The following is a 13,385-nucleotide window of genomic DNA, read 5'->3' as shown; positions in this document are numbered from 1 at the left end:
AGATGTTGGATGTGCTGGCCTCTTCGCGAGCAAGCTCGCTCCCACAGGGTTAACCGGCTAGCTATCAGTCATGCGTCCATCGCAAATCCATTGTGGGAGCATCGATAAGGATGGCTCGTTGGCGGCGGCGATCCGGCGGATGCAGGAAGCGGGTGTGCAATTGATCGAGTCGAGCGCGATAGACCGCCGGTCCTTGGCCTGATGGCTCATACTAGATTCTTTTCCGAACAGTGAGCCTCCATGCCCCTCCTCGCCCGCACCCACCCGCGTCTTTCCAGCGCCACGGTCCTTGGCCTGGCGGTGGGAATCCTGGTTCCCGTGGACTCGATCATCAGCAAGGTCCTGATCGGTTGGAATGCCGGGGTCTGGACCTACCTGGTGCTGATGTTCTGGCTGACCGTGCGGGCCAAGGCGCCGGATGTGAAGCGCATCGCCGAAATCGAAGATGAAAATGCCGGGCTGGTGCTGCTGATGGTCTGCGTCGCGGCATTGGCCAGCCTGGCGACCATCACCTTCGAGCTGGCGGGCAGCCGCGACCTGCAAGCCGCCGGCAAGCTGTTGCATTACGGCTTCACGGCGATGACCGTGACCGGTTCATGGTTGCTGATCGGGGTGATTTTCAGCGTTCACTACGCGCGGTTGTATTACACCTGGGAAGGCAAGGAGCCGGCGCTGCGGTTTGCCGAAGGGCTGACCACGCCCAACTATTGGGATTTCCTCTACTTCTCTTTCACCATCGGCGTGGCGGTGCAGACCTCGGATGTGGGGGTTGCCACGCGGCAGTTGCGCAAGATCGTGTTGGCGCAATCGTTGATCGGGTTTGTGTTCAACACGGCGATCCTGGGGTTTTCGATCAATATTGCGGCGGGGTTGTTTGGGTGAGGCGCATTGGGGCCGCTTGGCGGCCCAGCGGGAGCAAGCTCCCTCGCCACAGGGTCAGCGTCGGGCAATAGACCGCGCGGCGAACCTCAGGACGGTGTCGGCAACCACAGTTTGAAGCGCGCCCCGCCCAGTGGCGAAGCCTCGACAGTCAACGTGCCGCCCTGGGCTTCCAGGGCCCGGCGGCTGATGGCCAGGCCAAGGCCAAAGCCGCCCGTGGCGCGGTCGCGGCTGCGGTCCAGGCGATAGAACGGTTCGAACACGCGCTCGCACTCGCTGTCGGGAATGCCGATGCCGTCGTCGTCGACCCAGATCTCACAGCCTTGGTCACCGACCAGCACACCGACCTGAATGCGCTTTTCGCAATACCGCATGGCATTGCGCAGCAGGTTCTGCAACGCTCGAGCGGTCAGGCGCGGGTCCAGCACGAAACGCTCCAACGCCCCGTGCAACAGCACGTCGATGACCACGTCCGGCGCCGCCAGGTCCTCGTCGACGCTGCCCAGGATGCTGTCGATGAATTCGTCCAGCGCCACGTCGACCCGTTCGGGCAGGCGCTGCGGGTTTTGCAAACGGCTGTAGGAGAGCAGTTCCAGCACCAACTCATCGAGTTCGCGAATGTGCGCCACCAACCCTTGCAGGCGCTCGCGGCTGGGCGCCGGCAGGTCATCGGACAGCGCCAGGGCCAGGCCGAAATCGAGCCGCGTCAGGGGCGTGCGCAATTCGTGGGACACGGCGTTGAGCAAGTCCCGCTGTTGGTTGAGCAGATTCTCGATGTCCCCCGCCATCGTGTCGAACACATGGGCCAGGCTGCCAATGTTCGAACTGGAAGCGATGTGCGTACGCTCATCCAAATGACCTTTACCGAAACGCTCGGCGGTTCGCCTGAGGCGTTCCAGGTCACGCCAGTGCGGCCGCAACCAGAGCAACAGGCAGGCCAGCATCGTCGCGCCGATCAACACGTTGATGCTCCAGTACAACCAACTGACATCGGCCGGGTCCGGCGGCACGACCATCTTCACCGCCGTGCGCTCGTCCAGCGGCGCCGCCGCCAGGGTTCGCCAGGCCCAGTCGCCGAGGCGTACCACGTTCTCGCCGCGCTTGAGACGCGCCTGCTCATCGGCGCTGAAGCCCTCGTCATCGACCGCGGCCAGTTCGATGCGCAGCGGCTCGAACTCCTTGTCCATCTGCGCCGCCAGCGCCGGCCACTGCTCGCTGGGCACGGCGCGGAACTGCTTGACCATCAGGGTTTGCAGGCCCCGGGAATAATCGAGGTTGTAGGTCAGGAAACGCTCCTGGAACAGGCGGATCACCAGCTCCGGCATCAGGTAGATCGCCGCGCTGTAGGAGACGATGGTGACCAGGTACAGGCGAATCAGCAGCTTCCACATCGGCTCAGCATTCCCACTCGGAACGACTGAACAGATAACCCTTGCCCCACACGGTCTTGATCTTGCGGGCTTCGTCGGCGTTGTCGTCGAACTTGCGCCGCAGCTTGGAAATCGCCACGTCCACCGAACGGTCGGTGCCGTTGAATTCGATGCCCCGCAGGCGTTGCAGGATCTGGTCGCGGCTCAGCACTTCGCCGGAATGCCGGGCCAGCACCACCAGCAGGTTGTATTCGCCACTGGACAACTCCACCGGCTGCCCGCGCCAGGTCACGGTGCGCTCGGAGAGATCGATGCACAGGTTGCCCATGAGGATGCGGTCGTTGGCCGTCTGCGGCTCGGTGAGGCTGCTGCGGCGCAACAAGGTGCGCACCCGCGCCAGCAACACCCGGGGCTCGCAAGGCTTGGTGACGTAGTCGTCGGCGCCCATTTCCAGGCCCAGGACCTGGTCGTGGCTGTCATCCCGGGCGGTGAGCATCAGGATCGGCAAAGTCGCCGAGTCGGCCCGCAGCAGGCGGCAGACCTGCAAGCCGTCCAGCCCCGGCAGCATCAAGTCGAGGATCACCAGGTCCGGCGGGTCGACCCGCGCCCGCTCACGCACATGATCGCCACGGCTGAGCACGCTGACCTGATAGCCGTTGCGTTCCAGGTAACTGGCGATCAGTTCGGAGAGTGCGGTGTCGTCTTCGACCAGGAGGATGTTGGGCATGGGTGTTTCCAGGAAAAGTACTGTGGCGCCTGGCAGGGCCTCATCGCGAGCAAGCTCGCTCCCACAGGGGCTTCGGTACGACACAAAACCCTGTGGGAGCGAGCTTGCTCGCGATGGCGATATCGCCGGCGCAGAAAATCTCAAGCTGCCAAGGATATACGCCCCCGCTCATCCACGAGCAAAACCCTTACACAATTTCACACAGCCTCTACAAAACTTTACCGCTGGGCCCGTAGCAGGTCCGCCGCACACGAGGCAATCCGCTGGCATGCATCCGCCAGTTTCAGCTGATCGACCACCAGCCCGATGCGGATATGCCCCGCCGCACTGGGCCCAAACGCCTCGCCGGCCAATACCGACACGCCGTGATCGTCCAACAGGCGCTCGGCAAACGCCTGAGCATCGAGGCCCGTCTGGCGGATGTCGACCATCACGAACATGCCACCATCGGGCCGCACCGGCTTGAGCCCCGGGCAATCGTCGAGCATGGCGCACACCAGGTCCCGGCGCTGGCGATATTCTTCATGCATCTGCGCGACTTCCGGCAACGCTTGCTCCAGGGCAACCTGCGCTGCACGCTGCACGAAGTCCGGCAGGCCGAACAGCATGCACAACGACAGGTTCGCCAGATGGTCAGTGAGGGCTTCGGGGCCAACGACCCAGCCGATCCGCCAACCGGTCATGGCGTGGGATTTGGACAGGCTGTTGATCGTCGCGGTGCGCTCGGCCATGCCCGGCAGGCTGGCCGGACTGATGTGTTCGCCGTCGTAGAGCAGGTCGCTGTAGACCTCGTCACTGATCAGCCACAGGTCATGTTCAATGCACAACCGCGCCAATGCTTGCCAAGTAGACATCGGCAGGCTGGCGCCGGATGGGTTGTTCGGGCTGTTGAGCAGCATCGCCCGGGTACGCGGGGTCACAAGACGGGCAACGTCCGCCGGCTCGACCCGAAAACCGTTCTCCGGGCGGACCGCCACCGGCAGCACTTTCGCGCCGCAGGCACCGAACACCGCTTCGTAGGTGACATACATCGGCTCGGCGACGATGACTTCGTCGCCAGGGTTGAGCAGGCATTGCGCGACCGCATACACCGCGCATTGGGCGCCCGGCAGCACGACGACGTGTTCGGCCCCTACCGGCTGGCCGCAGCGCAAGCGATGACGCCGGGCGATGCTGGCCCGCAAGGTGTGCAAGCCGCGGATGTCCGAATAGTGGGTCTCACCGGCCCGCAGGCTGCCCACGGCGGCCTCGACAATGGCGCGCGGGGTGTCGAAGTCCGGATCGCCCACTGACAGCAACAACACATCCATACCCTGTTCGCGCATGGCCAGCGCCCGATCGTGAATCTGCCAGGCGGCGGCACCCTCGCCGGTGATGCGTTGGGTCAAAGCTGAGAAGCGCATGTATCTCTCCTGATTGCGCGATATCCAGCCTCAACCCTATCTCAAATCACACACCACGCCACCCTCGCAGCGCTTTTGTGGCGAGGGAGCTTGCTCCCGCTGGGGCGCGAAGCGGCCCTGAAACCATTCACTTCAATGCATCTGGTCGGCACTTCCATTTGGGGCCGCTTCGCCCGAAGCGTCGGACCGGCCCAGCGGGAGCAAGCTCCCTCGCCACAGGTTCACCCAGCTCTCAAGTGCCTATCGAGCTTACCGCGCGGCCACCCGCCAAAGCCGAGCAATGTCCCGGGCGCGCTCGCTCAGCAGGCGCGGGGCGTCGGTGCAGGCTTCTTGCAGGGTCATCGGCCCGCTGGCCAGGGCGAAGGCGGCGTCGATGCCATGTTCATACAGGGCCTGGTAGCCCTCCCCCAGCGAGCCGGCAATGACCACCACCGGTACGCCATGTTGGCGGGCGATGCGGGCCACGCCGAAAGGGGTTTTGCCGCGCAGGGTCTGGGCATCGAAACGGCCTTCGCCGGTAATCACCAGGTCGGCGCCGCTGACCGCTTCGGCCAGCCCGGTCAACTGGGCGACGACGTCCACCCCGGTACGAAACTGCGCCCCCAGGAACGCCTTGGCCGCGAAGCCCAGGCCACCGGCCGCGCCGCTGCCCGGCTCGTCGCGCACATCCTTGGTCAACGCCCGGGCGCACTGTTCGGCGAAATGCCCAAGGGCCTGGTCCAGCGCCTGCACTTGCTGGGCAGTGGCGCCCTTCTGCGGACCGAAAACCACAGACGCGCCATGGGGGCCGCACAACGGGTTATCGACATCGGCGGCAATCTCGAAGCTGACCTGGGCGAGGCGCGGATCGAGGTCGCTCAGGTCGATGCGCGACAGGCTCGCCAAGGCCAGGCCTCCGGGTGGAAGGGGTTGGCTTTGCTCATCCAGCAATGCCACGCCCAGGGCCTGCATCGCACCGGCACCGCCGTCGTTGGTGGCACTGCCGCCAATCGCCAGGATCACCCGCCCGGCGCCTGCATCGAGGGCCGCGCGAATCAGCTCGCCAGTGCCGTAGGTGCTGCTGGAACAGGCATCGCGTTGCCCCGGCGGCACCCATTGCAAACCGCTGGCCTCGGCCATCTCGATGATCGCGGTGCGGCTCTCGGCCAACCAGCCCCAGCGCGCTTCGACGGCGACACCCAACGGACCGCGGACCCGGGTGCGGCGCCACTCACCGTGACAGGCCGCCAACACCGACTCCACCGTCCCCTCCCCGCCGTCCGCCATCGGGCATTTGATCAACTGCGCATCCGGCCAGACCTCGGCCAGCCCCAGGGCGATGGCATCGGCGACGCCCTGGGCGCTGAGGCTGTCCTTGAACGAGTCGGGGGCGATGATTATTTTCATATTATTCTCCGGTTCCGATGCTCTGCATGCTGGCAGCTGACCGCAGCCGTGACGCCGGTCCGCCGCACAAAAGACACCAGGCATTATTGTTCAAGATTACAAAAAACGGTTTTCCAGGGAAATTCAGGTTGAAGCGGCCGGCCTCATCGCGAGCAAGCTCGCTCCCACATGGGCCTGCGTAAACTCAGGATCTGCATATAACACCGACCCACTGTGGGAGCGAGCTTGCTCGCGATGGCGGTGAACCAGTCGATACAAATGCTGGCTGACTTGACGCTATCGTGAGCAAGCTCGCGCCCACAGTTGATGGGTGAGGGGTTGAGAAATCGGTTGGATCCACGCGGCGGTTCTGGTATTTGATTGGACCTTTCCCATGGATAAAAGGATCTTGTCATGAGCTACCGCACGCTAGGCCATTCCGGGTTGCAAGTCTCGACGTTGACCCTGGGCACGATGATGTTCGGCGAACAGACCAGCACCGAGGATTCGCTGCGGATCATCGACAAGGCCTGGGACCAGGGCATCAATTTCATCGACACCGCGGACGTCTACACCAACGGTCGCTCCGAGGAAATCGTCGGCGAGGCCATCGCCAGTCGCCGCCAGGAGTGGGTATTGGCCACCAAGGTCGGTTTCGGCCCGCCGGACGGCGTGCCCAACCGCAGCGGCCTGAGCCGCAAGCATCTGTTCAATGGCATCGAGGCCAGCCTGACGCGCCTGGGCACCGATTACCTGGACATCTATTACCTGCACCGCGAAGACCACAACACCCCGCTGCACGTGACCGTGTCGGCCATTGGCGACTTGATTCGCCAAGGCAAGATCCGCTACTGGGGCCTGTCGAACTACCGTGGCTGGCGCATCGCCGAAGTGATACGGATCGCCGACAGCCTGGGCATCGACCGGCCGGTGATCAGCCAACCGCTGTACAACATCGTCAACCGCCAGGCGGAAACCGAGCAGATCACCGCGGCCCAGAACTACGGCCTCGGCGTGGTGCCGTTCAGCCCCCTGGCCCGTGGCGTGCTCAGCGGCAAGTACGCGCCGGACGTGGCGCCGGACGCCAACAGCCGTGCCGGTCGCCAGGACAAACGCATCCTGGAAACCGAATGGCGGGTCGAATCCCTGCGCATTGCCCAGCAAATCCTGCAGTACACCCAGGGCCGAGGCGTGGGCATCGTCGAGTTCGCCATCGCCTGGGTGCTGAACAACAGCGCCGTGACCTCGGCCATCGTCGGACCGCGCACCGAGGAACAATGGGATTCGTACATCAAGGCGCAAGCAGTGAAGATCAGCGCGGAAGATGAAGCCTTCATCGACTCGCTGGTGACGCCGGGGCATGCTTCGACGCCGGGGTTCAATGATGTGGGGCATTTCGTGCCGGGGCGCGTGCCGCGTACGTCTTAACATTCACGGACATCGTGGCGAGGGAGCTTGCTCCCGCTCGGCTGCGCAGCGGCCGCTCTTTTCCGGGGGCCGCTGCGCGACCCAGCGGGAGCAAGCTCCCTCGCCACATGTACCCTCACCATCGGTTTTCCAGCCCCCATAATAAGAGGCCTCAGTGTCCAAAGGCATCGCTCTATCGGTCTCGGCCTCTGTGCTGTTCGCCGTCATGTATTACTACACCTCGTTGCTCACGCCACTGACCGGCCTGGAGATTTTCGGTTGGCGGATGTTGTTGACGATGCCGTGCATGACCGCGTTCATGTTGATCTCCCGTGAATGGAAGCTCGTTTCGGATCTTGTTGCACGCTTGATCACCACACCGCGCCTGCTGCTGGGCGCGATAGCGTCATCGGCCTTGATGGGCGCACAGCTGTGGCTGTTCATGTGGGCGCCACTCAACGGCTACAGCCTGGACGTGTCGCTGGGGTACTTCCTGTTGCCGCTGTCGATGGTCCTGACCGGGCGGCTCGTCTATGGCGAGCGCCTTTCCTATCTGCAGAAAGTCGCGGTGTTCTTCGCCACCCTCGGCGTGTTCAACGAGTTGTACCAAGTGGGTGGGTTTTCCTGGGCAACCTTGCTGGTGGTGATCGGCTATCCGATCTATTTCATCCTGCGCAAACGCATCAAGACCGACAACCTCGGCGGGCTCTGGCTGGACATGACATTGATGCTGCCATTGGCACTCTGGTTCGTGCAGAGCGGTGAACAGGGCTTCGGCGTCTTCGATCAGTACCCGTGGCTGTCGCTGCTGATCCCGATTCTGGGTGTCATCAGTGCTTCGGCGCTGGTGTCCTACATCGTCGCCAGCCGTCTGCTGCCATTCAGCCTGTTCGGCTTGTTGAGCTATGTGGAACCGGTGTTGCTGCTGGGGGTTGCGCTGCTGCTGGGGGAAAGCATCAAGGCCGAGGAATGGCTGACCTATATCCCCATTTGGATGGCGGTGGCGGTACTGGTGTTCGAAGGATTCAAGCACTTGGTACGGCAGCGGCGCCGAACTTGACGTCACCGCCAAACCCTGTGGGAGCGAGCCTGCTCGCGATAGCGGTGGGCCAGTTTACATCCATGTTGAATGTGCCGCCGTCATCGCGAGCAGGCTCGCTCCCACAGTTGTACTTTGTATGGGTACGGGCAATAAAAAACCCGCCTAGCATCACAGCCGGGCGGGCTTTTTTTCATGGGTCAGGCCTTACTCGGTCGCCAGCACGCCACGACGCACCTGATCACGCTCGATCGACTCGAACAGCGCCTTGAAGTTGCCTTCGCCAAAACCATCGTCGCCCTTGCGCTGGATGAACTCGAAGAACACCGGCCCCATCAGGGTTTCCGAGAAGATCTGCAGCAGCAGGCGCTTATCACCCTGCTCGGAAGCACCGTCCAGCAGGATGCCTCGCGATTGCAGTTCATCCACCGGTTCGCCGTGGTTCGGCAGGCGGCCTTCGAGCATTTCGTAGTAAGTGTCCGGCGGCGCGGTCATGAAGCGCATGCCGATGCTTTTCAACTGGTCCCAGGTCTTGATCAGGTCATCGGTGAGGAAGGCCACGTGCTGTATGCCTTCGCCGTTGAACTGCATCAGGAACTCTTCGATCTGCCCGGCGCCCTTGGACGATTCTTCGTTCAACGGGATGCGGATCATGCCATCCGGCGCGGTCATGGCCTTGGAGGTCAGGCCGGTGTATTCGCCCTTGATGTCGAAGTAGCGGATCTCACGGAAGTTGAACAATTTCTCGTAGAAACCGGCCCAGTAGGCCATGCGCCCGCGGTAAACGTTGTGGGTCAGGTGGTCGATGATCTTCAGGCCCGCCCCCACCGGGTTGCGATCAACGCCCTCGATGAACACGAAGTCGATGTCATAGATCGAGCTGCCTTCGCCAAAACGGTCGATCAGGTACAGCGGCGCGCCGCCGATGCCCTTGATGGCCGGCAGGTTCAGCTCCATCGGGCCGGTCTCGATGTGGATCGGCTGGGCGCCGAGTTCCAGGGCGCGCTTGTAGGCCAGCTGCGAATCCTTGACCCGGAACGCCATGCCGCACACCGACGGGCCGTGCTCGGCAGCGAAGTACGAAGCAACGCTGTGGGGTTCGTTGTTGAGGATCAGGTTGATCGCGCCCTGGCGATACAGGTGCACGTTCTTGGACCGGTGGGTGGCCACCTTGGTGAAGCCCATGATCTCGAAGATCGGCTCCAGGGTGTTGGGGGTCGGGGATGCGAACTCAATGAATTCGAAGCCCATCAGGCCCATGGGGTTTTCGTATAGATCTGCCATGTCGGCGCCTCATCATGCGGTCAATTAACAAAAAAACGTTAGTTGCAGGCAATGCTGAGGGCACGGGGCGGCGCGCAGGAAATGCCACGAACGCTGCGGGCGAGGAAATCGCCGTAGATCAGTTGAAACCCAAGTATCTTCATTGTCGACCCAAGGCTCTTGCGGGCGAGGCTTCTGCTGCCAGAAGACGTTATTCTTATATGCGTAAATCGATTCTACACAGCGTAACCGAATTTGTCCGCCTCCTGTATCAAATCGCCTTTTCCTTCGACCGCGCAAGGGGTTTGTTGCACAGGAAGATGCCCGCCAGGATCACGGCCCCACCGACACACATCAACGCCGTGAGCCGTTCGTCCAGCAGCAGCGCACCCAGCAGCACCGCCGTCAGCGGATTGAGCGCGATGAATACACCGGAGCGGGTCGCGCCGATCCGACGAATGCCGTCGTACCAGGCGATATAAGCCAGGGCCGAGCCCAGCACGCCGAGGTACAACAGGCTCAACCATTGCTCCACGTCCAGCCCGCGCAGGGTCTCGAGACGAATCTCACCCGCCGCCGCGCAGGCCAGCCACAACATCAGCGTGCCCAGCAGAATCGACCAGGTCACGGTCTGCAAGGGGCCGAGGCTTTCGTTGAGTTTTTTCGAAAACAGCGAATAGATCCCCCAGCCCAGCACACAGCCAAAAATCAGCAGGTCGCCGATCCAGGCCTGCGCCGCGCCTTGTAACAAGGACGGATCACGACTGACGATCACCAATCCCGCCCCGCCGATGCACAGCACGATGCCGGCCACTTTCAAGCGGCTCAGCCGTTCCTTGAACAGCCACCAGGACGCCAGCCCGATCACCGCCGGATTCAACGCCACGATCAGCGAAGCCCGTGATGCATTGATGTATTGCAAGCCGTAGAAGAAACACAGGTTATAGAAAAAGATCCCGAAGAACCCCAGCGCAGCCAGCTGCAGCCCTTGCTTCGCACTGGGCCGGACCAGCGGAATTCCGGCCAACCCTAGAAACATCAGCAGCGCGATGCTGGCCAGCAGGAAACGCAGGCTGGCGGCAAACATTGGTGCCAGGGCATCGGAAAGGATCCTGCCGGCCACGAAGGTTCCGCCCCAGATCATGGTGACCATGGCGAGCTTCAGGTAGACCGGCAGGTCCGAGGGGGTTGGGACGGCTTGTTCGAGGGTTTTCATGGTTCCACCACATTGAAATGAGACGAATGACCTGTGGCGAGGGAGCTTGCTCCCGCTGGGCCCTGTAGGAGCAGTCGAGTGCAACGAGGCTGCGATCTTTCCCCAGACACTTGAATCCCAAGCGAAAGATCAAAAGATCGCAGGCTTCGCCAGCTCCTGCACAGTCCACGGGAGCAAGCTCCCTCGCCACGGAAAAGCGCCTGGGCCACGGTTCCGTGGACGGTTGGGATGCCGTATTGTTCGGCTCATGTTCGATCATCGTAAAATGAGCAATCACTCATGACCCTTACTCAACTCGAAATCTTCTCCCTGGTCGCCGAGCTGCGTGGTTTCACCGCTGCGGCCACGCGCTTGGGTATTGGTCAATCCGCGGTGTCCCACGCCATCAAATCCCTGGAACAAGAGCTGGGCGTGGAATTGCTCAGGCGGCATCAGTCGGTGGTGGAGCTCAGCGATATTGGCCAGCAATTGCTGCTGCGGGCCCGGGCCATGCTCGGGCTGGCGAACACCTTGCGCCAGGAAGCCGCTGATGCCCGGGGCATGCGCCGGGGCACGTTGCGCATCGGCTCGTTCGGGCCGACGTCATCGATGAAACTGCTGCCCGGAATCCTGCGGCGCTATCGAGCCTTGCACCCCGGCATCGAAGTGCACATCGATGAAGGGCCCGACAGGCAGGTGGTCCAATGGTTGGACGAACGGCGGATCGATGTCGGTTTCGTGGTGCTGCCCGAGGAGCGTTTCGATACGTACATGCTCATGGAAGATCAGATGGTCGCCTTGCTGCCCACCGCACACCCCCTCGCCGCCCAGGCCAGCCTAAGCCTTGCGGACCTGTGCAACGACCCCTTCGTGCTCACCGAGGCGGGATCGTCGGAGCTGGTCACGCGCCTGTTCAATGCCGCCCGGCTGACACCGAACGTGCGTTTGCGTTGCTCGCAATTGCTCAGCACCCTGGATGTTGTCAGGCGTGGCGAGGCGGTAAGCGTGGTGTCCGAAGGGTCATTGCCAGATGACAAGAACCCTGGTTACGTCACCAGGCCCTTGTCGCCCCGGGTGCCGCGCCAGATCGGCCTGGCGGTATTGGACAGCCGCCAGGCCTCGCCCGCCACCCTGGCGTTTATCGAACTGGCCCGGCAGTCATGAGCCCGGCATCAAACCTGGGGGAGCCTGGCATTGAACCTGTGGGAGCAAAGCTTGCTCGCGATGATCGGTGCCGACGCCCTGTCGCGCCACCTCCTTGATAGCATCATCGAACTGTCGGGCAAGTTGGACTTGGACAGGGTGGCCGAGGGCGTCGAAACCGTCGAACAACGCGACTACCTGAGCACAAATGGGGTGAACTTTCTGCAGGGTTATCTATTTGGTCGCCCCATTAGCGGGCAGGCATTCGCTGAGGCGTTGACCGGCACTAATGGCAGTTAACTGCCGTCGATCTATTGACGACGACCTGCCCATTGATAAAACGTTTGCTGTTGTTACATAACGAAAAAGTTACGATTTACACTTTCCGGATTAACTACTACAATTTTTCTACCTGTGCCACATAACAGGAGAGAGTCATTAACACCGAGTCGCTTCAAGGCGCTTGGCTTATAGCTTTGTTTGCGGTTGGTATCAGCCAAATATTTTGATTGGAGTAATCATTTTGTCCAGACTCGCTGAATTTCGTGCAGCCGAAAAGGCCCTTCAAGAACAGCTCAAGCAGCTGGAATCACTGAAGAACGATGCCGGGCTCAAGAAGGAAATCGAATTCGAGGAAAAGCTCCAGGGACTGATGAAAACCTACGGCAAGAACCTGCGCGACATCGTCGCGATCCTCGACCCGAACCCGTCCAAGGCAAGCCTGCAGTCGACCAAGCCTACCAAGACCCGTCGTGCGCGCGTGGTGAAGGTTTACCAGAACCCCCACACCGGTGAGTTGATCGAGACCAAGGGCGGCAATCACCGCGGCCTGAAAGCCTGGAAAGAACAATACGGTGCAGCGACTGTTGATTCCTGGTTGCGGGGTTGACAGTGCGTTGACAGCCCAAGCCAAAAAGCCCTGAATATTCAGGGCTTTTTTATGGACTAAACTTTAGGGTTAACCCCTTTGGGGTATTACGTTGAAGGCATCATAGTTTCAAACTGTTTCGCACCGACTGTATTTCATCCTGGCTTTCAACAAACGCCTGCGCCTGCCCGGCATAGGACAGCACATAAGCCTTGCCCTCATTTAGTGCCGCAACGAGTGCCTGAGACAATACATGTCGTCCGTTTTGCGTGATCGTGCAAGTGGTTTCCAATGCAGTTACGCCACCCAACATGGAGGCATGCACCTTAGTGCACACACTTTGATAACCGCCCTGGAAAAAATCCTTCTGGATTGATTTGCGCATTTCCAGCAACACGCCTTGCAAGTTGACCTGGTGATCGGGGGCGACGGGGGTCGTGGTCAGTTCCAAGACCATCACGGCATTGCCTGCCGGATCACTCTTGGTGGCCCGTTGGCGCAGGGTTCCCGGGGCTGCCGAGGACAATGCCTCTGCCGGCAGCGGTTCGACGACCCAGCCCCGGGGCCAGGTAATTTGCGGTTCGGACGCCTGGACGCCGCCGACGCTCACTAGCAGCAGGACAAACAGCGAAAGGAACGGTCGAATCATTGCATTGGCACTCAAGAACGAAGCGTGAAGTCTGAAGGCCGAGGCAGAACCAGGCAATAGCCACGGGCGGTTTGGCG

At 61.7% G+C, this 13,385-nt stretch carries 12 protein-coding genes and 1 pseudogene; 6 read left to right on the top strand and 7 right to left on the bottom strand.

All coding sequences use genetic code 11. From position 1 onward, the window contains the following. Positions 1-240: 240 nt before the first annotated feature. A complete protein-coding gene (locus tag ACLH0I_RS12205) occupies positions 241-882 on the top strand; it encodes a DUF1345 domain-containing protein (protein WP_250965748.1) in 642 nt (213 codons plus the stop codon). An 86-nt stretch (positions 883-968) separates the two neighbouring features. Here ACLH0I_RS12205 and ACLH0I_RS12200 read toward each other — a convergent pair whose 3' ends face one another. The 4 genes from ACLH0I_RS12200 to ACLH0I_RS12185 form a co-directional block, all read right to left on the bottom strand. Further along, the gene (locus ACLH0I_RS12200) at positions 969-2,270 is read right to left on the bottom strand and encodes an ATP-binding protein (protein WP_411387192.1); all 1,302 of its coding nucleotides are present in this window, start codon (positions 2,268-2,270) and stop codon (positions 969-971) included. A 4-nt stretch (positions 2,271-2,274) separates the two neighbouring features. After that, positions 2,275-2,976 carry a response regulator transcription factor gene (locus ACLH0I_RS12195; RefSeq protein WP_122566285.1) on the bottom strand — a complete coding sequence of 234 codons (702 nt, stop codon included), beginning with the start codon at positions 2,974-2,976 and terminating at the stop codon, positions 2,275-2,277. Between the two features lie 218 nt (positions 2,977-3,194). Next, on the bottom strand, positions 3,195-4,379 hold the full coding sequence (locus ACLH0I_RS12190; protein ID WP_411387191.1) for a pyridoxal phosphate-dependent aminotransferase: 1,185 nt from the start codon (positions 4,377-4,379) through the stop codon (positions 3,195-3,197). A gap of 249 nt (positions 4,380-4,628) precedes the next feature. Beyond that, entirely contained in the window at positions 4,629-5,765 is a 1,137-nt protein-coding gene (locus ACLH0I_RS12185) for a glycerate kinase (RefSeq protein WP_411387190.1), read from the bottom strand. A gap of 393 nt (positions 5,766-6,158) precedes the next feature. Between ACLH0I_RS12185 and ACLH0I_RS12180 the strand changes: the two genes are divergently transcribed. Next, a complete protein-coding gene (locus tag ACLH0I_RS12180; protein WP_250966024.1) occupies positions 6,159-7,172 on the top strand; it encodes an aldo/keto reductase in 1,014 nt (337 codons plus the stop codon). Positions 7,173-7,326: 154 nt separating this feature from the next. Further along, positions 7,327-8,211, top strand: coding sequence for an EamA family transporter RarD (gene rarD / locus ACLH0I_RS12175; protein ID WP_250965554.1), 885 nt, complete (start codon positions 7,327-7,329; stop codon positions 8,209-8,211). A gap of 186 nt (positions 8,212-8,397) precedes the next feature. On the opposite strand, the gene hppD is transcribed toward rarD, so the two are convergent. Further along, the gene (hppD, locus tag ACLH0I_RS12170; RefSeq protein ID WP_250965553.1) at positions 8,398-9,474 is read right to left on the bottom strand and encodes a 4-hydroxyphenylpyruvate dioxygenase; all 1,077 of its coding nucleotides are present in this window, start codon (positions 9,472-9,474) and stop codon (positions 8,398-8,400) included. 250 nt (positions 9,475-9,724) lie between these two features. Continuing rightward, positions 9,725-10,669: a DMT family transporter gene (locus tag ACLH0I_RS12165; protein ID WP_411387189.1), complete on the bottom strand. Its 945-nt coding sequence runs from the start codon at positions 10,667-10,669 to the stop codon at positions 9,725-9,727. 279 nt (positions 10,670-10,948) lie between these two features. Between ACLH0I_RS12165 and ACLH0I_RS12160 the strand changes: the two genes are divergently transcribed. From ACLH0I_RS12160 to ACLH0I_RS12150, 3 genes and pseudogenes are all read left to right on the top strand, one after another. Beyond that, the gene (locus ACLH0I_RS12160) at positions 10,949-11,812 is read left to right on the top strand and encodes a LysR family transcriptional regulator (protein WP_411387188.1); all 864 of its coding nucleotides are present in this window, start codon (positions 10,949-10,951) and stop codon (positions 11,810-11,812) included. Between the two features lie 42 nt (positions 11,813-11,854). Then, positions 11,855-12,091: pseudogene (locus ACLH0I_RS12155) on the top strand (EAL domain-containing protein); the annotation flags it as partial. A 223-nt stretch (positions 12,092-12,314) separates the two neighbouring features. Further along, a complete protein-coding gene (locus tag ACLH0I_RS12150) occupies positions 12,315-12,680 on the top strand; it encodes a histone-like nucleoid-structuring protein, MvaT/MvaU family (protein ID WP_072411532.1) in 366 nt (121 codons plus the stop codon). Between the two features lie 100 nt (positions 12,681-12,780). Here ACLH0I_RS12150 and ACLH0I_RS12145 read toward each other — a convergent pair whose 3' ends face one another. Continuing rightward, positions 12,781-13,308 (bottom strand): DUF4946 domain-containing protein, encoded by a 528-nt coding sequence (locus ACLH0I_RS12145; protein ID WP_411387187.1) that lies wholly within the window; start codon positions 13,306-13,308, stop codon positions 12,781-12,783. Positions 13,309-13,385 lie beyond the last annotated feature (77 nt).

The sequence above is a fragment of the Pseudomonas sp. MPB03 genome, assembly GCF_046605385.1.
Lineage (GTDB): Bacteria > Pseudomonadota > Gammaproteobacteria > Pseudomonadales > Pseudomonadaceae > Aquipseudomonas > Aquipseudomonas zanjanensis.
The sequence above is the reverse complement of the archived record's forward strand: the minus strand, read 5'-3'. Positions and strand labels throughout refer to the sequence as shown.

Coding starts and splice junctions, on each gene's coding strand:
- ACLH0I_RS12145 (WP_411387187.1), bottom strand. CDS start 13,308: ATGATTCGACCGTTCCTTTCGCTGTTTGTCCTGCTGCTAGTGAGCGTC.
- ACLH0I_RS12165 (WP_411387189.1), bottom strand. CDS start 10,669: ATGAAAACCCTCGAACAAGCCGTCCCAACCCCCTCGGACCTGCCGGTC.
- ACLH0I_RS12195 (WP_122566285.1), bottom strand. CDS start 2,976: ATGCCCAACATCCTCCTGGTCGAAGACGACACCGCACTCTCCGAACTG.
- ACLH0I_RS12185 (WP_411387190.1), bottom strand. CDS start 5,765: ATGAAAATAATCATCGCCCCCGACTCGTTCAAGGACAGCCTCAGCGCC.
- ACLH0I_RS12190 (WP_411387191.1), bottom strand. CDS start 4,379: ATGCGCTTCTCAGCTTTGACCCAACGCATCACCGGCGAGGGTGCCGCC.
- hppD (WP_250965553.1), bottom strand. CDS start 9,474: ATGGCAGATCTATACGAAAACCCCATGGGCCTGATGGGCTTCGAATTC.
- ACLH0I_RS12160 (WP_411387188.1), top strand. CDS start 10,949: ATGACCCTTACTCAACTCGAAATCTTCTCCCTGGTCGCCGAGCTGCGT.
- ACLH0I_RS12205 (WP_250965748.1), top strand. CDS start 241: ATGCCCCTCCTCGCCCGCACCCACCCGCGTCTTTCCAGCGCCACGGTC.
- ACLH0I_RS12200 (WP_411387192.1), bottom strand. CDS start 2,270: ATGTGGAAGCTGCTGATTCGCCTGTACCTGGTCACCATCGTCTCCTAC.
- ACLH0I_RS12180 (WP_250966024.1), top strand. CDS start 6,159: ATGAGCTACCGCACGCTAGGCCATTCCGGGTTGCAAGTCTCGACGTTG.